Raw genomic sequence first — 16,698 nt, 5'->3', positions numbered from 1 at the left:
TCCTCATCACAGCAGCGCCGATGCAAACAGGCCGACAAGGGCCAGGAGGCAAAGTAGCGCGATCCTGATGCCGCGGTTTCTGATGACGAGAAACAGGAGCGCCACAATGCCGACCAGGCCCGCGCCGACCATGACGAATAGTTCTTGGAAGGTTCTCGCCAATCCATTGCCTGCCGCGTCGCTGTTGAAGCCCCCGCGCGGGCCGTCCTTGGCGAGCCAGAGAATCACGGCATTGCATGCAACCATGGCCCACAAGAGCCAGGTAAGCCGTTCCGGCTTCCACCACGCGGTCCGAGACGCGCTCCTCCTTAGATCAGTGGACTTCATTTGCGCTCCGTACTCAGCTGCACGTTCGGTGCGGGCATAAGGCATACGGCCGCAAACGCTAACGTGCCTACCGCGTCCGCGAGGACCCAGAACCCGTCATTTAGAGTGGACTCGCTGCGCTCCAGAACCGGCCGTTTGTTCAGGTCTATTCCAAAGTTCCAATCTGGTGGCCAGCCACGGCCCGATCTCCGTGGCTGGCTTCGCTGTCGACCTGGTCAGGCAGCAATCGCCCCTATTTTTTGAGCGGCGCTCGCCATCGCGGCTTGATCCTGCTCCGGTCCGTAAGCGATGCCTTCCGCTCGGATCACCTCGACGTCCAGGATGCCAAGAAAGTTAAAGATCGCCTCGAGGTAAGTCGACAGATGATCGTACGCGGCGAACGGTCCTTCGGAATAAACTCCGCCCGATGAGAGGACGAGATAGACCTTGCCGCTCAGCAAGCCGCGTGGCCCCTCGGCTGTGTAGCTGAAGGTTTGCCCGGCGATCGCTACATGGTCGACCCACGCCTTTAACGTCGAGGGCACCGTAAAGTTGTACATGGGCGAGCCGACAACCACCACGTCCGCCGCCTTGAGCTCGTCAACCAGCGCCTTTGATCGGCTCATCGTTTCGGCCAGCTTGGTGTCTCCGATGTTCTCGGCCGTCCAGGCATGCCGGATCGTCATGTCCACGTGGGGAAGCTGGTTGGCGACGAGGTCGCGGTACACGATTGTTGCGCCGGGATTGGCGGTTTTGAGCCGCTCGACGAGTTCACTGGAGAGGCGGCGTGTATGCGAGACAGCGCTTTCGCTCGCACTGGCATCGATGTGCAGAATGTTCATAGGCTCAGCTCCGGTCTGGAAAAGTGACCTAGACCAGCTATGTAACCTTAAGCCCCCCGCCAAGAAGGCATTTTCGCAGGACCTAGTCACATGGAGCTGACCACCCCCGAGCCGATTCACGTCGAATGCAAACGGTTCAGCGGTGTTCTCAGCCTCATAGGCGACAAGTGGAGCGTCATGATTGTGATGACGCTCACGGAGCGGCCGCGGCGCTTCAATGACATCAAGCGCACCATCGGCGGCATTAGCCAACAGATGCTCGCCCGAACGCTGCGTGCGCTTGAACGCGATGGCATGGTGGCCCGCACCGTCCACCCAACCGTGCCGCCTCAGGTGGAGTACGCCCTCACCGCTCTTGGCCGATCGTTGGCCGATCCGATCCGCGAACTCGGATACTGGGCCGGCGCACACATCGCGGAAATCGAAGGCAACCGGTCAGCGTTTGACGAGGCGAGAGACAGCCAATAGCCCGCCTAAACCCGCAGGTACCGAACCTTGGCGGCATTGCTACCCAGCGGCGAGACGACCCATAAACGGCCACTTAAGGCCCGCTTGCGGCTTCCCGACATCAGACGTTTGTTCATCGAGATTCTACGACTGGTTCGACCAGCGGATCCGGCAGTGGATGGTCGTTAGTGACGGCGAGCGGTCCTTCCGCTTTGCGACGGCGTGATACGCAGCAAGGACCGTTCGGTTGTGAGCCGTACGCCCCTTCTGGCGCGGCAGCAATTCAAGCCGCGTTCGGCAAAATCAAGTTATGAGAACTGCGATTTTCCATCCACTCTGCGAACTGCGGCGCTTCCATCGGGCGCGCCAGCCAGAAGCCCTGCGCCTCTTCGCAGCCGACGTCGGTCAGCACTTGCACGGCTTCGCGCGTTTCGACGCCTTCCGCGACGACGCGGTAGCCCAGCCGGTGAGCTAGGCCAATCATTGTCTCGACCAGCACGAAATCCGGCCCGGCTGGCTCCGTGATGTTGCGGACGAAGGCCTGATCGATCTTCACGACCTGCGCCGGCAGGCGCTGCAGATAGCTCAGACTACTATGCCCAGTGCCGAAATCGTCGATCGCGAGGCAAACGCCGGCGGCAGCGAGTTCGTGCAGCATGACCAGTGCTTTGTCGGGCTGGTCCATGATCGCGCTCTCCGTCAGTTCGATCTCCAGCTGCTTTGACCGCAGGTTCCGCCGCAACAGCCCCAGCTGGATCCGCTGGATGAGGTCTGCCTCCCCGAGATTGGCGGCGGATATGTTGACCGACATGGTCATTCGCAAACCTGCCTGCTGCCACGATGCGAGCTGATCCATAGCTTGATCGAGCACCCACTGCGTGGTCGGCCGCGCAAGCGATGTCTGTTCAACGATTGGGATGAACTCGGCCGGTGACACGTCGCCCAGGCTGGGGTGCGACCAACGTAACAGAGCCTCGGCGCCGACGCAGCACCCTGTCGCCAGCGCGATGCGCGGCTGATAGACGAGCCGGAGCTGGTCGTTGGTTTCTAGCGCCACGCCAAAGTCCTGCAGCAGCCGGTAGTGCCGACGGTGCACGATATCGTTGGTAGGCGAATAGAGCGCCACCGAACCGTCGGTGCTGCGGGCGTCCTGCGCCGCGCTCGCCGCACCGCTCAAGACGTCATCCGCCGAAATGCTTCCTAAGGCGAAGGACCGCACACCGACCGCAACGTTGGTGACGAAGCGGACCGACGAGGATGCGCGCATGGACTGGAAGCTGGCCTGCAGCTGACCCACATATTCGGCCTGCTCGACCCCCGGCGGAGCCAGGAATGCAAATTGCGCCGCTCCGATTTGATAGGCGGTCTGCTTCGCCCCCAGCGCGAGACGCAGCGCAAGCGCCGCCTCCCGGATCAATGCATCGACGCGAGCGGCACCCATCACCCGCGTGATCCTGCCGATCTGATCGTCGCGCGCTAGATCGACCACGACCGCGAACCGCTGCTCGCCGGGCTGGTCCCGAGCCACGTCCATCAAGTCCTCGCGAAACTGGTTCCTGGTCGGCATTCCACTGACCGGATCGATCCGACCGAACGCATGCTGCAGCTCGATCTGCCCCATGACCATGGCGGCAAGATCCACTAGCGCCGCAAGCTCGGCCGACGACGCCTGCCGCGGCTCCGTTCCGAGAACGCAGAGAGATCCAAGACCGTAGCCATCGCTGGTGACCAAAGGCGCGCCAGCATAGAAGCGGGTGCCTGCACGCGCCAGCACGCTATCGGCATAATAAGGGTCTGCCTGAAAGTCCTCGATGACCAGCAGCTCGGCGGACTCCGCGACCTGCGCGCAAGGCGCTTTTTCGCGCGGGATGCCGGCGTGCTCGATGCCGACACGCGACTTAAACCATTGGCGGTCGCGATCGGTGAGCGATATCGCCGCCACCGGAAGGCCGAAGATCTGGCTGGCCATGCGCGTAACGCGGTCGAAGCTCTCGCTCGGCGACGTATCCAGCAGGTTCAGCTGGTACAAGGCACCGAGCCGAGCCTCTTCGTGATGGTCGCGCATTGAGATTTCCTTCGCGTACCGCGTACGGTTCGAAAGATTAAGGATTTGGCCGCGCCGACGGAGCTAGCGTGCGTAATTAGCTCAATGGTTCAGGACGCTGCTGAGCACCATCCGGTTATTGCGAATTAACCCCTTCTGTATCTGGCGATGCTAACGTAGCGGATGCACTATTTTGAACCTGGCAAGCCTGAGCCCACAGCGGTCTATGTCGAGCTGATCGCCGCTTCGTTCACGATGCTCGTGCCTGCGGCTATCATGTCGGCAATATTTCTCGCGGTCGGCGCTTATTGCGCGTTGGAGATCGGCGGCGCCCTATCCTGGATAGCTGTTGTTGGCGGAATGACAGCCTCTGCAGCTCGTCTAGGCGTGATCCTGGCTTATCGCCGACAGCCTTCTGGTCTACGCAAAGAACGCCATGCCAGCGGCACCTGGCAATTCCGCCTGGCACTGTCGACGCTGTCCTTCGCCGCATCGCTAGCCTTGCTCGGCGTGACCAGCTTCCTGTCGCCTCAGCCGATTCCGCAACTGCTGACGACGGGGCTCCTGTTCGGCTTCTGCTCGGGAGCGGTCGCGAGAGGCTATATCCGGCCGCGGGTTTGCGCCGCCTGCGTTACGCTGGCTACCCTGCCAGTTGCGCTGACCGCGGCATCTGCGGGTGGCATCGGCCATCTCATCCTAGCGGCGATGTTCCTGGCATTCCTCGTCGGCAGCCTGGAGACAATCCGGTACGCATATCGGCTCGCCCGCGAGCAGCTCGCGTTGCGCAACGAGATGTCGATGGTCGCGCGGCATGACGCACTCACCGGCTTGGCAAATCGGTTTGGTCTTCGCGAAGCCTTCGGCGACCTGCTGAACGCCCACCGTCAAGTGCCGATGGTGGCTATGCACTGCCTTGACCTGGACCGCTTCAAGCCGGTCAACGATCGCTTCGGTCACCCTGTCGGCGATGCGCTATTGTGCGAACTGGCCACGCGCATTGCCGCGGTAGTGCGCGACGGTGACATCGCGGCCCGCCTAGGCGGTGACGAGTTCGCGGTCGTGCAAGCCGGCATCGATCACGCAGGAGAGGCCGAATTGTTCGCCCGGCGCCTGGCTCGCGTCATCGCCGCACCTTATTTGATCGACGGCGAAACCATCGAGATCGGCGTCAGCCTCGGGTACGCCACATCGCCGCCGCACAGCACGTCGCTGAACGCTTTGATCGAAGCAGCTGATGCGACGCTGTACCGCGTAAAGCGAGCGGGCGGTGGCGTTGCCTCGAGCGCAGCCTTGTCTGAATTGGCAACGCCGAAGGTCGCCGGCTTGTAGGCTGCGCTCAGTCCATGTGTTGAAGACCCAGTTGTGGACGTTCACGGGTGATTTCGGCTTCCCAACTTCGGCCTTCGTTCATGTCGAGGCGGGTTCATGGGGCACGCATTCCCCTTGCCCAACGGCACGCCAAATTTCTCGAAAAGTTCGGAAATCTGCTTACCGGCAAACATCGTAGAGTGCGCCTCCGTAGGCCTCGCTGCCGGGCTTCAAAACATTTCATCCAGCAAAAGGTGAAACTGGAGCTTGCGCTCGTCGGCCTCTGCGATGCCGTACCGTTCAATAAGCCGGGCTCGCAGCGACGCATCGATCTCCCCGAGGCAATTCCACAATATAGCCAGATCTTGGTACCGGTCCGCGATACCGACCCTGCCGGCGTCGATGCAGCCGACCACTTCACCATCGAGCATCAGGATATTATCGAGCGAGAAGTCGCCATGCGTGACGACGGGATCGGAGGACATCGGCAGCAGGTACTGCATCGCTTTCCAAACCTGCTCCGCCGTCCAGCCTTCGCGCTCGCCGTCAAAGTCGTCTTCATCGACCAGACCCGCGTCGATGCGTTCACGCGCCCGTGAAAGGCGGTAGGCGTGATCGCTGTTGAAGGGACATTCGCTGATCGGGATGGCATGTAGACGCCGCAGAAACGTCGCGAGCGCATCGACTATCTCAACACCGGCATCGGGTTGCGCCTCCAGAAGCTGGTATGCGGTCTGTCCGGGCACTGCCGTCATCAGCAGCCATGCCTCGTCCTGCGTTGCGACGAAGCCTTCGACGGCCGGGACGGGCATGTACCTTGCCAGCCAACGCAATCGGACCATTTCGTCGGTTATGTCGCCAGCGACGGAGCTTCGACCATGCTTGAGGAACAGGTCAGGCGCACCGATCTTGCCATGCAGGCGGTAAACGGCACCGCCCGATCCCCCCACGTTATCGCGCGCCCACTCATATCCTACCAAGGGTGCGGACATACTAGCCGGCAGCGGTATGGCTGCGCATGCCTCTTCCCGATCTAAATCCATCATCCCTCATCCTTCTGCGACGCCTTATGGCAACCGAGGTTGGCTGAGGGTAGCCCAGCAGTGAGGACGTTCCGTGTCTTCGGCTTCCCGACAACGAACCTCCAACCGAACAGCCAAGGCAGGATCGGTCTCCGATGCCTCGAGTTGTGCCGTTTCCCGAAACCTGTTCCCGATCACGTTTCTCAATACGGTCCGTCGGACATGGAGAGACGGAATGCTGCGAGTTGGTGAAACGGCCGGTTTCAGGATGCCCGGCCGATCCATCGATCGGCCGCGAATGGTAGGAAGCTGACGTGATCGTCAGGACCCAAAGCCCGCGGGTTGGGTTGAGACGGGATCCGATCCGGTCGGCTTGCCCGACATCGTGCTCTCGCCCGAGGGCCACCCGCAATGGACGATCCGGTATGAGGCATCCGAACATGCGCCGGAGTTAGACGACGGGTATCCCGGACTGGCTCGCACTTGACGAGCTGGGATCGCGAGCACGACAACCGCGCGAAGTCAGCCGATACGCATGAACAGAAAAAGGGCGCCCGACTATGTCGGGCGCCCTTCCAGTCCGAGCCGCGCTTGGGAGCGGCTGGTCTGTTCACGGAAAACGGTTCGGCTTAGATCCCGTTCGACAGGTTGGTGTCAGGGTCGTTGGTCCGCATGTCGTCGGCCTGGTTCTGCCCCGTCGCCCGAACCGCATCGGCCTTGTTCTCAAGGCCATTATCGGCAGCGGTCGTACCAGCGTTGTCAGCCGCGTCCTCGAGGTTGTCTGCAACAGCCTCAGTGTTCGCTTCGATGCCATCTGCAGCATTCTCACGCGGGCTGGAGTTACAAGCGGTCAGTGAGACGAGGCCGGCTGCGATTACCACAGCGAGTGTCTTGTTCATGGTAATCACCCTTTCGATAAGCGGCTTCGAAGCCGGAAACTGATACCGGCGAACACCTCGATTTGTTCCAGCTTGCCTTAGCTCGGGAGTCTCAACGTGCGGGTCGGAAACACCGGTCCCCGCACCGTCATCCGCTCGGCGGGGTACGGCCGCTGCAAGGCGGCCACATCGTCGTAGCTACCCGTCAGCCACGTTCGTGATCGTCGGCGTGCAGTATCGTGATCATCGCCTTCGGATGGATCAGCGCCACGAGTTCGTTCGGATCGCACGTCATCATCGCGAACCAGCGCTGATCGCCGAGTTGCTGCCACACACCCGCAATCGCGAACACGTCCTGGTCGATCACATCGAACCACATCTCGCCCTTGATCGGCTTGCCGCCGCCGACATCGTGCGTGCAGGGCGTCCATTCGCAGAACTCGGTCAACGGAATCAGGCATCGGCCGGCCGGGTTCTCAAGGCGCTGTCGCCAGCGCTTCAGGTCGCGGACGTTCGTGATTGGGTACGCGGCGCCTCTGACGAGCAGGTCCCGGCTCATCACATCGAGTCCGGTCGCGCCGACTTCGCTGCGGGCCGACTAGGCCCGAATGCGTGGCGCCAGCTCGACGGGATCGAAACAGTTGTCCATCGGCTTGTCGGTGAGCCACCCGCCGCCAAACCGCTCGATCAGTGTCTCGGGTTCGCTGCGGTTGCGCGCGCGGTTGCACATCAGACTATTAGTGCGACGAACGTCGCGCCGCCTGAGGCCATCACCATTGTGACGGCCGTTCCGATACGATTTTCGCGACCCGGGCGGCATAGCCTTCGAGCACCGGCACGAGATCGGGCGTGCTCAGCTTCCGTGGATGCGGGTCGATGGCGCACAGCGTGCCGTAAAACGAGCCGTCCGCCAGAACGACCGGCAGCGAGACGTAGCTCTTGAAGCCGTAAAGCGCAGGCGCAGGGTGGGTCAGCCACTTCGGGTGATCACCCACGTTATCGATGACTACGGCTTTTCCAGACTGGCGGATATCGTTGCAGATAGTCGTGGAGATACGGAGTTCGTCTCCCGGCGACATGCCGAACTCGATCTGGTCCAGCACCTGGCAGGCTATCCAGCGTGCCTCCGTCACCCGAGCGACCGCGACAAATCCCATGCCTGTGAGCGCGGCAACTTCCGCTAGAATGTCTCGGATCTCGTCGGCGTCGCCGTGTTGCGCGGCGCCAACTGTAAGTTCTTCAATCATCCGCGCCCCCCTGCCAATTCCATAGCGGCAATCGTTCATGGTGGCGAATCGTCGGCGGTATCCGAAAGAGGCCTGCTCGGCGCAGCCTTATGTTTTCAAATACCGCTTTACCGCCGGCGGCGCTTCAGGATCGGGCGTGATCGCATCGATCCGATCAAGCTGCGCTATGAGATCGGCGAACCCACCATCCTCGTCCTCATCGACATCAACCGAGAAGAGTCGGTGGAAACCGGTGCCGAGGACGTCGAGGTCGCGCTGGGTAAGAAGGCCCACCGCGACAATACGATCTTTCGTCAACACGCATCTCCCGGGGTGGACAGACGCAACGGGCGACGGCTCGATAAGTGCCACTCTGGCGGACGAGCGTCGCGGGGCCGAGCGATGGTGGAACGGTGTTCGCTACGGGCGGTTCCGCATACGAAGGAGAGCGATCATGACCGACCCGATCAAGCCTACGCAGGAAACTGACAAGCCGAACCGCTCAACCGAACGTCAGCATGATGGCGATGCCCGTCGACCAAGCGACACGCTCAACAGAGGTACGACCAGCAGTGAGGGAGAGGCAGCGCCCCAGCGGAAGTCGTCACTGACCTAGGTGGGAAATGGCAGCCGATGTACCGGAAGCCATTCCGACTGCATCGCCGGCAACCCATTCGCGCCATATCAGAACTAAGGCAGCCATGACGGCGGGGCCCACGAAGAGACCAAGCAGGCCAATGGTCTCCACGCCGCCGATGATGCCTATAAGGACCCAGACGAACGGGAGCTTGGTTGCTCCGCCGATCAGCGCGGGCTTCGCGGTGTGATCCACCACGAAGGACATGACGCCGCCGACGACGCCGACCACCATGGCGGTCACGATGGCTCCCTGGATGACCAACAGCGCCAGCGCGATCAGCATGACCGCAATCAGACCGAACGGCACCATAGCGCCGACGCCCGACAAAAGGCCCAGCAGGATCGGATGCGGCACGCCGGCAAAGGCGTAGATCACGGCCATGACGACGCCCTGAGCCAACCCTAGAAGCACGACGCCGTCGACGGTGCCGCGCACCGAAAGGTTGATCTGCCGACCGATACGTATGCCCGCATCCCCGAAAGCACGGTCAATCGCGCGGCTGAGTTGAGCGCTGATCGCGTCGTGGTCGCGGACGATAAAGAACAGCATGAGCACGGTGAACGCGAACACCACCGCACGCTCGACGATGTTATGCCCTACCGACTTCGACTTTTCGATGATCGTGCCCATGTCGAGCCGGGCGATTTGCTCTGCGGCACCCTCAGGGGTCGCCAGGTGGTTCGTCCACCATGCCGATACCTGCGTCGAACCAACCGGCAGATTGGCGACCCAGGCAGCGACCGGCACACCGTGGGCGCGCGCGTCGTTGATCCAGTGGGTGATCCCTTCCACCTCGATGAGAGCGCGGGTGACGGCAATGACCAGCGGGACCACGACGATCGCAACCACAGCGAGCGTGATCAGCCCGGCGATCAGCATGTCATGGCCCGGCCAACGGCGCAGCATGCGAAGGCGCAGTGGCTCGACCGCGATCCCTACTACACCAGCCCACAGAATGGCGGGAACGAACGCGGAGCCTATCCACAGTGCGGCGAGAGCCACGACCGCAGCGAGGGCAACCCGAGCACGTACCTGGGCCAGCGTAGTGGTGGCGTGCATCGATCAGTCCTTGTTGGATGGACGCTTGTTCTAGGGGCGTGCTTGCGTTTGGCCAACCAAGCGTACCGATCCGGCGGCGTCGTCGAGCTAGTCGCGCGACGCAACCGTTAACGAGCGGCGAGAGCCGACGCAGTTTGGAGCGGCCCGACCTGCGGGCAGGAGACTGCAGGATGCGTAGACTGCTGTTCGCCGCCGCCTCGTTGTCATTGCTCGTCGGCGGACCCGCTCTCGGGGCGCCGTGCAAGGATGCCAAAGGCAGGTTCGCGAAATGCCCGCCGAAAGCACCGGCCAAGATCATTCGGTGCAAGAGCGCCAACGGCAAGTTCGCGAAGTGCGGCACGAGCGGCGCTCATCCGATCTGAGCCGACCAGCGCGGGGTCTCGACCCCGCACTGCCGCCCAACTGACGGCCCGGTTATCGGGGCGGCTGAGCTGCCGCCGGAAGCGTGCCGGAGGATTTGAAGCGAACTGCGGTACCAGTGGCGTTCGTCTTGCCCCAGCTTAGCGCGGAGACATGCGAATCCCCGTACTTCGCGTTCACCACAGCGTCTGCATGCAGCTTCTCGGCGCGCTCCCAAAGCTCTTCATAGATCTTCTTCTGCGACGCTTCCTTGCTGAACACGCTCGCCTTGCGCACCCCCGCCTTCACCTCGCCGACGACTTCGTAAGGTCGGTCCGTAAGGTCATAAGGGAACACCGGCACGCCGACATCCGCGTTCACGACCACATAGGTCTTGGCAGCCTTGTCCTTCGCAACCGCAGGCGACGCGGCCAGTACAAGTGCTAACGCAATCGATGCTGCGACACGTATCATCAGTTCTTCCCCTGGCACCGGGCCCCCTGCCGGCGGACCGAAAGTCTGCATGAATGCCAGTGCGTTCGCAACGGCCTTGCGCATACGTCGCAGCGTCGGCAATCTTGCGCTCAGGGGGGCAACATATGCCATTGCACTATACCGCGATCGTGCTTGTTCTTGCGCAGGCCGCGCCAGTCGCGACCGCACCCATCCCAGTCGTCACTCAGCAACCGACGCACGGGTCGTCAACAAGCCTGACGCTGTTGCAGGACACACCCGTCGAACTGATGGCGATCGCGGAGGTCAACACAGACAAGGCACAGCCCGGTGACCTGATCCGCTTCCGGGTGAACCGAGCGATCGAGATCGGGGGGCGAGTGGCGGTGCCGGTCGGCACGCCGGCGTTCGGCCAGGTCACGACTGCGAAGGACGCCGGGGGCCTGGGCAAGTCGGGACGCATGACCGCCAAGCTACTCCGGATCCAGCTCGGCGAGATCGAGATACCACTTGAAGGGGAGATGGCGGCAAAGGGTACGGGAGCCGGCTCCGCGGGCGTCGCTATCCTGCTTACCGGCATTGCCGGCTTCTTCCATCGCGGGAACAACGCGAAGATCAAGGCAGGCGAGATCGTCGCGGGGTTCGTCGGCAGCGACGTGGTGCTCAGTCCGTCGAGCGGTACCTGATGCTGCGACGATCCACGTTGGTCGCAATGGTCGCGCTCGCGATTCCCACGACGCTGCAGGCGCGCTCGTTCACGCTGGTCATGGGTACGCCAGTGCGACTGGTCACGGCGCAACCGCTTTCTAGCAAAACTCAGGTGAAGGGTGATCTCGTCGCGCTTCGAACCGCCGACGATGTCCTGATCGATGGCGTCGTCGCGATCCCGAGCGATACGCCGGCGACGGGTCAGGTGAGCGACGCACGCATCAAGGGTGCGATGGGGATGGGAGGCAGGCTGACCCTTCGACCGCTATATCTAACCATCGGTGACCGGACGATACGACTTACCGGTTCAACGGATGATAGCGGCGGTGTTCAGCCGGGCGCGGTTATCGGCACGGTGCTTGTCGCGCCGTTCTTCACTGGCAAGAGCGCGTCCATTCCCGCAGGCACGACGCTGCAGAGCTTCGTAGCGAAAACGGTGGCGATCGAGCGCTGAGCCGCCCTGCTAAATCATGCGTGTGCGATCCATTTCCTTGCGTGCCATGCTCGGGACTTCACCTGGTTCCCGAACCGCCAGAACCGCGTCTCGCGCTCGTGATGACCGGCGCGCACCAGGGTCCAGCATTCGCGCTGCGGTAGCTCGACGATGCGATGAATATGCACGGCATCCACCCAGTACGTCTGGCCAGGGAGCCGATGCACCAGCGTCCCCCGCCACCCGTGCTCGTCGAACGTGAAAACCTCCTCGACATACCCTCCGTCGAGGATCGTCGTCTCGAACCCGAAGGGGTGGTCGTGCGGATCGGCATGCGGCTCCTCACGGGTGAAGCGGTGCAGCGCACGCCCGTCGTCCAAATGGTACTTCACGAACGCACGCGACATGTGCTCGATGTTCACGATCCGCGCGCCGATCGGGACGCGCTCCGCCGCCGCCCTTGGTATTCTCATGTTCGTCTGCCTGCCGTTTCGCAGAACATAGGCGGTACACAGTGCGTTGTTACCCCGCGATCGATGCTCAGCCGGGTCGATCCCCATGTCAGCGCGTTGGGCATAGGTAACGACAGGAGCATAGCTATGCCGACCGATCCGAAGAACGACATCGAGCGTGAGACCACCGGCGAACCGTACGTCGAGGGTAACATGGAAACCAAAGGAGTCGCGCCACCCGACGGCTCGAGTGTCGAGGACATCAATGCCGTCAGTGAGGACACCCCGGATTCGCTGACGACGGACGGTAGCGACACCGATGCCGCTGCGGACAGCCTGTCGGTCCGCGGAGACGGCGAGGCGCCCGACAGCGCGCCGTGACTGGCGAGCCGCCGTTGGCGTGCTGATCCGGCTTTCGGCTAGGCGAGGGCCTCCCAGACCAGCGCTGCGCCTACGACCATCATCAGCACGTAGATCGCGGTGTAGAAGCGCTCTGGCGAGACTCGGCGGACCAGCGCAACCCCCGCAAGCGTCGAGATCAGCGCCAGTGGCAACAGCGTAGCCGAGGTGAGAAGGTTCGAGGCCGTGAACTGACCGAGCGCAAGATAGGCTGGCACCTTGATCCAGTTGACCGCAGCAAAGAATATGGCGGTCGTGCCGACGAGCAGTTCGCGCGTCAATTTGCGGGGCAACACCCAGAGCTGAAAGGGCGGCTGGCCGGCATGAGCAATCTGGCTGGTGAAACCAGAGGCGACCCCGAACACGGCACCGAGCCATTCAGGCCAGAGAGCGGCAGCCAGCGGAGCCGGATGGCGCGCCGCCCAGAGGCGGTAGGCGCCGAATATGATCGAGATGCCGCCCACGGCTGCCATGACAGAGCGAGGGGACACGCTGGCAGCGAAACCATAACCGAGCGCGATACCGACGGCCGCGCCCGGTAGCATCCAGCCTAGCAAGCGCCAATCGACGGTGCGCCGGAAGGCCCATACACCGACGATGTCCTGGACGATCAGGACCGGAAGCGTGATCGCGGCCGCGCGCACCGGGTCGATCGCGAAGGCGAGCAACGGTAGCGACAGCGCGCCCATGCCCGCGAACCCGCCTTTGGCCAAGCCAAGCAGTATCACCGCGGGGATGGCGAGCGCGTAGAAGTGCCAGTCGGTGATCATCTGTGTCCGCTAGCCGGTTTGGTCGACCGTGCAAGCCGGTCGACTGCCGAGTGTTGCACCCCCGCGATTCGGGGCTTAGCCGGCAACCCAACTCCAGAACGAGCACGCGATCATGGCCGACATGCAATTCGACATTCCTCACGACCTTGGCAAGGCGGAGGCTCGGCGTCGTATCGAGGCAGGTCTACCGAAGCTGGAGGCGCATATCCCTGGCGGCGGCACCGTCGAACCAGCCTGGCAGGGAGAGAATCGGCTGACCCTGTCAATCAAGGCGATGGGCCAGCAGATCACCGCCCACCTCGAGATCGGCGACACGATCGTCAGCGGGACCGTTAAGATCCCGATGATGCTGTCGATGATGGCGGGCCCGATCGGCGAATTCGTGAAAACGAGCGCCGAGAGGATGCTGTCCAAGCCGGCATGAGACTTCCGTCGATCGTCATTCGCGGAGCTGAGACAACCAGGCAAACGCTTCGGACCGATGGTTCACGCCGGTTTGGCGGCTCCCGGCAGCTTCGTCATGCGAAGTTTGGTCAGCAGATCCTTCGCACCCGACGGCGCGGCTTGCTGGAACAGGCTGAAGAGTGCGCTGTCATCCATGTCGCTGACGTCGAAGCCGATCGGCAGGGCAATAGGCTGACGCATGCGCGCGCCAGGTTGCGCCTCTAGAACGATGGCGAACCATTCCATCCCGACCGGCGCCTGACCGATGTCGTGGCTGAATTCCATCACGACGGCCTTCCGAATGCGGATACGACGGTCGGAGTTCCTCTCGAACCAGACGGCGTCGCCTTGCGTCGCGACCTCTATGATCAGTTCATTGGTCGAGCGGATTTCACCGGCCATCGTGCGGTCCCGAGATATGCGTCATTGCGTGCCGCGCGTCAGCCCCCGCAGGCCGATTGGCAACGGACGATAAGCGCAGCCTGAGCGGCCAAGTGAACGGCATCAAGCTTCGTCTTTGGACAGCGGTTTCGGCCCAGCCGCCAGTTGAACGGGCTTGCCTATGACGGGCCGACCTTCGGGCCAGCGTCGCGCGATGCATCGGCTCTTCGCGATCCTCGCAGTCGTAACCGCATTCCCCTGGTTTCCGCCAAGGACGTGATACGCAGCGGCGTCCTCCCCCGTGTAGAAGCCGACATGACCGCCGCCTTTTCGCTCGAACACAAGGATCGCGCCGGGCGCTAGCCGTTCGGGCCGTAGCGCCTGACCCCATGTCGCCCACGACGTCGCTCGCACGGCGATCGGAGCAGGATCGATGCCGTCATTCTGAAGGCAGTACGCGACGAACACGCCACACCACGGGACGCTGTCGGCATTGTAGATCATGCCGAGAACCTTCGTGCCGAGACGCTGTGCCCAACCGAGGATCGTCGAGCTGTTCGCCGATCCGGCAGCTTCCTTGGTGCCGAGCTTGGCCCGTGCTGTCTTCAGCCAAGTCGGCTCGATTGCCACAATGGTTCGCCTTTGAAACTACCACGCCCCGGGGCAACGCAACTCAGACGAGGCCGGCAGCGGAGCCGACCTCGTCCTCTACCTACTGGTAGCCGCCTTCGTTCTCGCGTTCTTCCGCAGCGTCCTTCTGCACCTTCTCCATTTCCTCTGCCTGTTCGGTCTCGGTCTCGTCGTCGGTTTTCGGATCGTCGATCATGGTCTTCTCCTCGCCCGTTCAACGCGCGGCGCGGCTTTCGGGGGCAGCCATTCGTCATCTGCCGAATGGAGTTCGGAACGATCTCCAACCGCGAGCGGCTGCCCGAACCATATACTAGAATATCTATCGGACCAGAACGGGCTCTGGTTACCTTCGACCAGGCTGATCGCTTCAGGACCGTGCACTACTGGCAGGCCATTGGCCCAGCTCAAGAAGCACGATCTGTGCGAACACCTCGACATGGCAGCTTCTGCTCACGGCGATCTCGGAGGCCGTGGCAACGCACAGGCTATTCGGTCCGTCCCTAATGGCGGCGCAGAGCGCGATCCGACGATATCCGACCTACACCCGTGGCTCCGAGACTACCCATATGGGGTTCGGGCGAACAGGCGTGGAAGCGAATGCATCAGCGGTTGAGCGCTTAGGCGTGACTGTTGGCAACGCCGGCTTGCTGAAATGAAGATATCGCGGATCGAAGCCACCAGCCTTACCGAGTGCCTTGACGTCGGGCACATAAAGGCGACCTTTGCCAAGGGTCATCAATCCCCGTTCGCGAAGCTCTCGAAGGGTTCGGTTCGCATGGATCACGGTCATGCCGGTAGCATCTCCAAGTTCCTCCTGGGTCAACGGAAACTCGGTCTGGCCCTGAGCAACGCGACCGAGAGCATCCAGCCGCGCGTGAAGCTCGGCGAACAAATGCGCTGTCGTTTCGAGAGCACTTCGCCGCGCAGCAACCGCCAACCACTGTCGCACGATCGATGCATCAACGACGGTGGCCCGCCGCATGGCCCGCATGATTCGAGGCGTAGCCGTTGCGAACGCCTCCATCCGGTCGACCGGAACATGAGCCACTTCGCAGTCCGTGATCGCACTGATGCCGTGGTCCGTTCTTTGAAGCACGGCAGCGTCTATGTCGGAAAAATCGCCGGGTAGCATGAAGGCGGTGATCCGGCGCGATCCGTCCCGTAGGATTTTGTACCGTGCCGCCCACCCGCTCAGAATAATATAGACCCGGTCCGGGACGGCGTCATCCGCGACAATGTCGCTTCGACGCTTTGCGAGTCTGACATCGACACAAACCTGAAGCGCCGCGTGCCTTTCGGAGGGGCTCAACGGCTCGGCTACCTCCAGCTTCCGAAGAAACGGCTCAAATCGCATGCTGTCTACCGCCTGCCTTTACCCCGAGGCTGCCTTAACGAGCCTTGAGCCAAGTTGCTCCGCCACGAAGCAGGTAGCGAGTGCATATGGAAGAGGGGTGAAACCTGGTCGAACCGTAATTCGAGCGATAAGGACCCAAGATGCAGCGTTCAGGACAATGGAGTTCTCTCCCTCGTCCAGACATCCGCTCATCCAGCCAGTCTGTCTAAGCGGAGGCTTTCGCGCATCTCAGCGTTATCGTAATATCGGTGACCTCCGCGGCACTTTGGCAATTTGGCCATCGAGTAGGGCTCGTTATGACTGGCGGCTGCTTCTAAAACCCACGGGCGTTTGGGAAGGGCCACGCCTTGGGCCGCCCGCGACCGTCATCCTAGCAACTGGGGTATCGGCGTGGAAGCATGGATCCGGCGGGCACGGCAGCGACCGCAGGACTCCATCCAAGGGGATCCAACGGTCGGTAGAGGCTGTCGAGCGTTTCTCAGACGTCAGCAAGTTGGAATAATGCCCCAAACAACTTGGAAACAGGACTTTACCGGGTCTCGGGCTGGTGGGTCCGAGAGGTA

Annotated in this window: 23 protein-coding genes; 8 read left to right on the top strand and 15 right to left on the bottom strand. The window is 62.3% G+C overall.

Annotated elements, in window-relative coordinates:
• Window positions 1-6: 6 nt before the first annotated feature.
• Both SJY20_RS01290 and SJY20_RS01285 read right to left on the bottom strand, forming a co-directional pair.
• Window positions 7-228, bottom strand: coding sequence for a hypothetical protein (locus tag SJY20_RS01290; protein ID WP_380784799.1), 222 nt, complete (start codon window positions 226-228; stop codon window positions 7-9).
• Window positions 229-542: 314 nt separating this feature from the next.
• Complete coding sequence (locus SJY20_RS01285) at window positions 543-1,148, bottom strand: FMN-dependent NADH-azoreductase (RefSeq protein WP_380784798.1); 606 nt, start codon at window positions 1,146-1,148, stop codon at window positions 543-545.
• Between the two features lie 90 nt (window positions 1,149-1,238).
• On the opposite strand from SJY20_RS01285, the gene SJY20_RS01280 reads away from it, so the two are divergent.
• Complete coding sequence (locus SJY20_RS01280; protein ID WP_380784797.1) at window positions 1,239-1,616, top strand: winged helix-turn-helix transcriptional regulator; 378 nt, start codon at window positions 1,239-1,241, stop codon at window positions 1,614-1,616.
• 262 nt (window positions 1,617-1,878) lie between these two features.
• On the opposite strand, the gene SJY20_RS01275 is transcribed toward SJY20_RS01280, so the two are convergent.
• The gene (locus tag SJY20_RS01275) at window positions 1,879-3,660 is read right to left on the bottom strand and encodes a putative bifunctional diguanylate cyclase/phosphodiesterase (RefSeq protein ID WP_380784796.1); all 1,782 of its coding nucleotides are present in this window, start codon (window positions 3,658-3,660) and stop codon (window positions 1,879-1,881) included.
• Between the two features lie 162 nt (window positions 3,661-3,822).
• On the opposite strand from SJY20_RS01275, the gene SJY20_RS01270 reads away from it, so the two are divergent.
• Window positions 3,823-4,968 (top strand): diguanylate cyclase domain-containing protein, encoded by a 1,146-nt coding sequence (locus tag SJY20_RS01270; RefSeq protein WP_380784795.1) that lies wholly within the window; start codon window positions 3,823-3,825, stop codon window positions 4,966-4,968.
• Window positions 4,969-5,177: 209 nt separating this feature from the next.
• Here SJY20_RS01270 and SJY20_RS01265 read toward each other — a convergent pair whose 3' ends face one another.
• The 5 genes from SJY20_RS01265 to SJY20_RS01245 form a co-directional block, all read right to left on the bottom strand.
• Window positions 5,178-5,993 carry an APH(3')-I family aminoglycoside O-phosphotransferase gene (locus SJY20_RS01265; RefSeq protein WP_380784794.1) on the bottom strand — a complete coding sequence of 272 codons (816 nt, stop codon included), beginning with the start codon at window positions 5,991-5,993 and terminating at the stop codon, window positions 5,178-5,180.
• Window positions 5,994-6,598: 605 nt separating this feature from the next.
• A complete protein-coding gene (locus SJY20_RS01260) occupies window positions 6,599-6,868 on the bottom strand; it encodes a hypothetical protein (RefSeq protein ID WP_380784793.1) in 270 nt (89 codons plus the stop codon).
• Window positions 6,869-7,052: 184 nt separating this feature from the next.
• The gene (locus SJY20_RS01255; RefSeq protein WP_380784792.1) at window positions 7,053-7,295 is read right to left on the bottom strand and encodes a hypothetical protein; all 243 of its coding nucleotides are present in this window, start codon (window positions 7,293-7,295) and stop codon (window positions 7,053-7,055) included.
• A 322-nt stretch (window positions 7,296-7,617) separates the two neighbouring features.
• The gene (locus tag SJY20_RS01250) at window positions 7,618-8,094 is read right to left on the bottom strand and encodes a GAF domain-containing protein (protein WP_380784791.1); all 477 of its coding nucleotides are present in this window, start codon (window positions 8,092-8,094) and stop codon (window positions 7,618-7,620) included.
• 87 nt (window positions 8,095-8,181) lie between these two features.
• Complete coding sequence (locus tag SJY20_RS01245; protein ID WP_380784790.1) at window positions 8,182-8,391, bottom strand: hypothetical protein; 210 nt, start codon at window positions 8,389-8,391, stop codon at window positions 8,182-8,184.
• A gap of 136 nt (window positions 8,392-8,527) precedes the next feature.
• Here SJY20_RS01245 and SJY20_RS01240 point away from each other — a divergent pair, with 136 nt between their 5' ends.
• A complete protein-coding gene (locus tag SJY20_RS01240) occupies window positions 8,528-8,689 on the top strand; it encodes a hypothetical protein (protein ID WP_380784789.1) in 162 nt (53 codons plus the stop codon).
• Here SJY20_RS01240 and SJY20_RS01235 read toward each other — a convergent pair.
• Window positions 8,678-9,772 carry an AI-2E family transporter gene (locus SJY20_RS01235; protein WP_380784788.1) on the bottom strand — a complete coding sequence of 365 codons (1,095 nt, stop codon included), beginning with the start codon at window positions 9,770-9,772 and terminating at the stop codon, window positions 8,678-8,680. The two genes, SJY20_RS01240 and SJY20_RS01235, sit on opposite strands and share 12 nt — an antisense overlap.
• Before the next feature lie 170 nt (window positions 9,773-9,942).
• Here SJY20_RS01235 and SJY20_RS01230 point away from each other — a divergent pair, with 170 nt between their 5' ends.
• Entirely contained in the window at window positions 9,943-10,134 is a 192-nt protein-coding gene (locus SJY20_RS01230) for a hypothetical protein (protein ID WP_380784787.1), read from the top strand.
• Between the two features lie 52 nt (window positions 10,135-10,186).
• Here the strand turns inward: SJY20_RS01230 and SJY20_RS01225 are convergent, their stop codons facing one another.
• Entirely contained in the window at window positions 10,187-10,669 is a 483-nt protein-coding gene (locus tag SJY20_RS01225) for a heavy metal-binding domain-containing protein (protein WP_380784786.1), read from the bottom strand.
• A gap of 41 nt (window positions 10,670-10,710) precedes the next feature.
• On the opposite strand from SJY20_RS01225, the gene SJY20_RS01220 reads away from it, so the two are divergent.
• Entirely contained in the window at window positions 10,711-11,250 is a 540-nt protein-coding gene (locus SJY20_RS01220) for a hypothetical protein (RefSeq protein ID WP_380784785.1), read from the top strand.
• Between the two features lie 26 nt (window positions 11,251-11,276).
• A complete protein-coding gene (locus tag SJY20_RS01215) occupies window positions 11,277-11,726 on the top strand; it encodes a hypothetical protein (protein WP_380784784.1) in 450 nt (149 codons plus the stop codon).
• 14 nt (window positions 11,727-11,740) lie between these two features.
• Here SJY20_RS01215 and SJY20_RS01210 read toward each other — a convergent pair whose 3' ends face one another.
• Window positions 11,741-12,265, bottom strand: a complete 525-nt coding sequence (locus SJY20_RS01210) for a hypothetical protein (protein ID WP_380784783.1) — start codon at window positions 12,263-12,265, stop codon at window positions 11,741-11,743.
• A gap of 39 nt (window positions 12,266-12,304) precedes the next feature.
• On the opposite strand from SJY20_RS01210, the gene SJY20_RS01205 reads away from it, so the two are divergent.
• Complete coding sequence (locus SJY20_RS01205) at window positions 12,305-12,538, top strand: hypothetical protein (RefSeq protein ID WP_380784782.1); 234 nt, start codon at window positions 12,305-12,307, stop codon at window positions 12,536-12,538.
• A gap of 38 nt (window positions 12,539-12,576) precedes the next feature.
• On the opposite strand, the gene SJY20_RS01200 is transcribed toward SJY20_RS01205, so the two are convergent.
• Complete coding sequence (locus tag SJY20_RS01200) at window positions 12,577-13,326, bottom strand: sulfite exporter TauE/SafE family protein (protein WP_380784781.1); 750 nt, start codon at window positions 13,324-13,326, stop codon at window positions 12,577-12,579.
• A gap of 112 nt (window positions 13,327-13,438) precedes the next feature.
• Here SJY20_RS01200 and SJY20_RS01195 point away from each other — a divergent pair, with 112 nt between their 5' ends.
• A complete protein-coding gene (locus SJY20_RS01195) occupies window positions 13,439-13,750 on the top strand; it encodes a polyhydroxyalkanoic acid system family protein (RefSeq protein ID WP_380784780.1) in 312 nt (103 codons plus the stop codon).
• Between the two features lie 62 nt (window positions 13,751-13,812).
• Here the strand turns inward: SJY20_RS01195 and SJY20_RS01190 are convergent, their stop codons facing one another.
• The 3 genes from SJY20_RS01190 to SJY20_RS01180 all read right to left on the bottom strand — a co-directional run bounded on the left by SJY20_RS01190 (window position 13,813) and on the right by SJY20_RS01180 (window position 16,135).
• On the bottom strand, window positions 13,813-14,172 hold the full coding sequence (locus tag SJY20_RS01190) for a hypothetical protein (RefSeq protein ID WP_380784779.1): 360 nt from the start codon (window positions 14,170-14,172) through the stop codon (window positions 13,813-13,815).
• Window positions 14,173-14,274: 102 nt separating this feature from the next.
• The gene (locus tag SJY20_RS01185; protein WP_380784778.1) at window positions 14,275-14,781 is read right to left on the bottom strand and encodes a TIGR02594 family protein; all 507 of its coding nucleotides are present in this window, start codon (window positions 14,779-14,781) and stop codon (window positions 14,275-14,277) included.
• Window positions 14,782-15,319: 538 nt separating this feature from the next.
• Window positions 15,320-16,135 (bottom strand): Crp/Fnr family transcriptional regulator, encoded by an 816-nt coding sequence (locus tag SJY20_RS01180; RefSeq protein WP_380784777.1) that lies wholly within the window; start codon window positions 16,133-16,135, stop codon window positions 15,320-15,322.
• Between the last annotated feature and the right edge of the window lie 563 nt (window positions 16,136-16,698).

Origin of the sequence: Sphingomonas sp. R86521 (assembly GCF_042466235.1) — a bacterium.
In the GTDB taxonomy this organism is placed as follows: domain Bacteria; phylum Pseudomonadota; class Alphaproteobacteria; order Sphingomonadales; family Sphingomonadaceae; genus Sphingomonas.
This window is presented reverse-complemented; position numbering and strand designations above follow the sequence as displayed.

Bases quoted from the DNA above. Each gene is read 5' to 3' on its own strand.
- SJY20_RS01285 (WP_380784798.1), bottom strand. From the start codon at position 1,148: ATGAACATTCTGCACATCGATGCCAGTGCGAGCGAAAGCGCTGTCTCG.
- SJY20_RS01280 (WP_380784797.1), top strand. From the start codon at position 1,239: ATGGAGCTGACCACCCCCGAGCCGATTCACGTCGAATGCAAACGGTTC.
- SJY20_RS01275 (WP_380784796.1), bottom strand. From the start codon at position 3,660: ATGCGCGACCATCACGAAGAGGCTCGGCTCGGTGCCTTGTACCAGCTG.
- SJY20_RS01270 (WP_380784795.1), top strand. From the start codon at position 3,823: ATGCACTATTTTGAACCTGGCAAGCCTGAGCCCACAGCGGTCTATGTC.
- SJY20_RS01265 (WP_380784794.1), bottom strand. From the start codon at position 5,993: ATGATGGATTTAGATCGGGAAGAGGCATGCGCAGCCATACCGCTGCCG.
- SJY20_RS01260 (WP_380784793.1), bottom strand. From the start codon at position 6,868: ATGAACAAGACACTCGCTGTGGTAATCGCAGCCGGCCTCGTCTCACTG.
- SJY20_RS01250 (WP_380784791.1), bottom strand. From the start codon at position 8,094: ATGATTGAAGAACTTACAGTTGGCGCCGCGCAACACGGCGACGCCGAC.
- SJY20_RS01240 (WP_380784789.1), top strand. From the start codon at position 8,528: ATGACCGACCCGATCAAGCCTACGCAGGAAACTGACAAGCCGAACCGC.
- SJY20_RS01235 (WP_380784788.1), bottom strand. From the start codon at position 9,772: ATGCACGCCACCACTACGCTGGCCCAGGTACGTGCTCGGGTTGCCCTC.
- SJY20_RS01230 (WP_380784787.1), top strand. From the start codon at position 9,943: ATGCGTAGACTGCTGTTCGCCGCCGCCTCGTTGTCATTGCTCGTCGGC.
- SJY20_RS01225 (WP_380784786.1), bottom strand. From the start codon at position 10,669: ATGCGCAAGGCCGTTGCGAACGCACTGGCATTCATGCAGACTTTCGGT.
- SJY20_RS01220 (WP_380784785.1), top strand. From the start codon at position 10,711: ATGCCATTGCACTATACCGCGATCGTGCTTGTTCTTGCGCAGGCCGCG.
- SJY20_RS01215 (WP_380784784.1), top strand. From the start codon at position 11,277: ATGGTCGCGCTCGCGATTCCCACGACGCTGCAGGCGCGCTCGTTCACG.
- SJY20_RS01210 (WP_380784783.1), bottom strand. From the start codon at position 12,265: ATGGGGATCGACCCGGCTGAGCATCGATCGCGGGGTAACAACGCACTG.
- SJY20_RS01205 (WP_380784782.1), top strand. From the start codon at position 12,305: ATGCCGACCGATCCGAAGAACGACATCGAGCGTGAGACCACCGGCGAA.
- SJY20_RS01200 (WP_380784781.1), bottom strand. From the start codon at position 13,326: ATGATCACCGACTGGCACTTCTACGCGCTCGCCATCCCCGCGGTGATA.
- SJY20_RS01195 (WP_380784780.1), top strand. From the start codon at position 13,439: ATGGCCGACATGCAATTCGACATTCCTCACGACCTTGGCAAGGCGGAG.
- SJY20_RS01190 (WP_380784779.1), bottom strand. From the start codon at position 14,172: ATGGCCGGTGAAATCCGCTCGACCAATGAACTGATCATAGAGGTCGCG.
- SJY20_RS01180 (WP_380784777.1), bottom strand. From the start codon at position 16,135: ATGCGATTTGAGCCGTTTCTTCGGAAGCTGGAGGTAGCCGAGCCGTTG.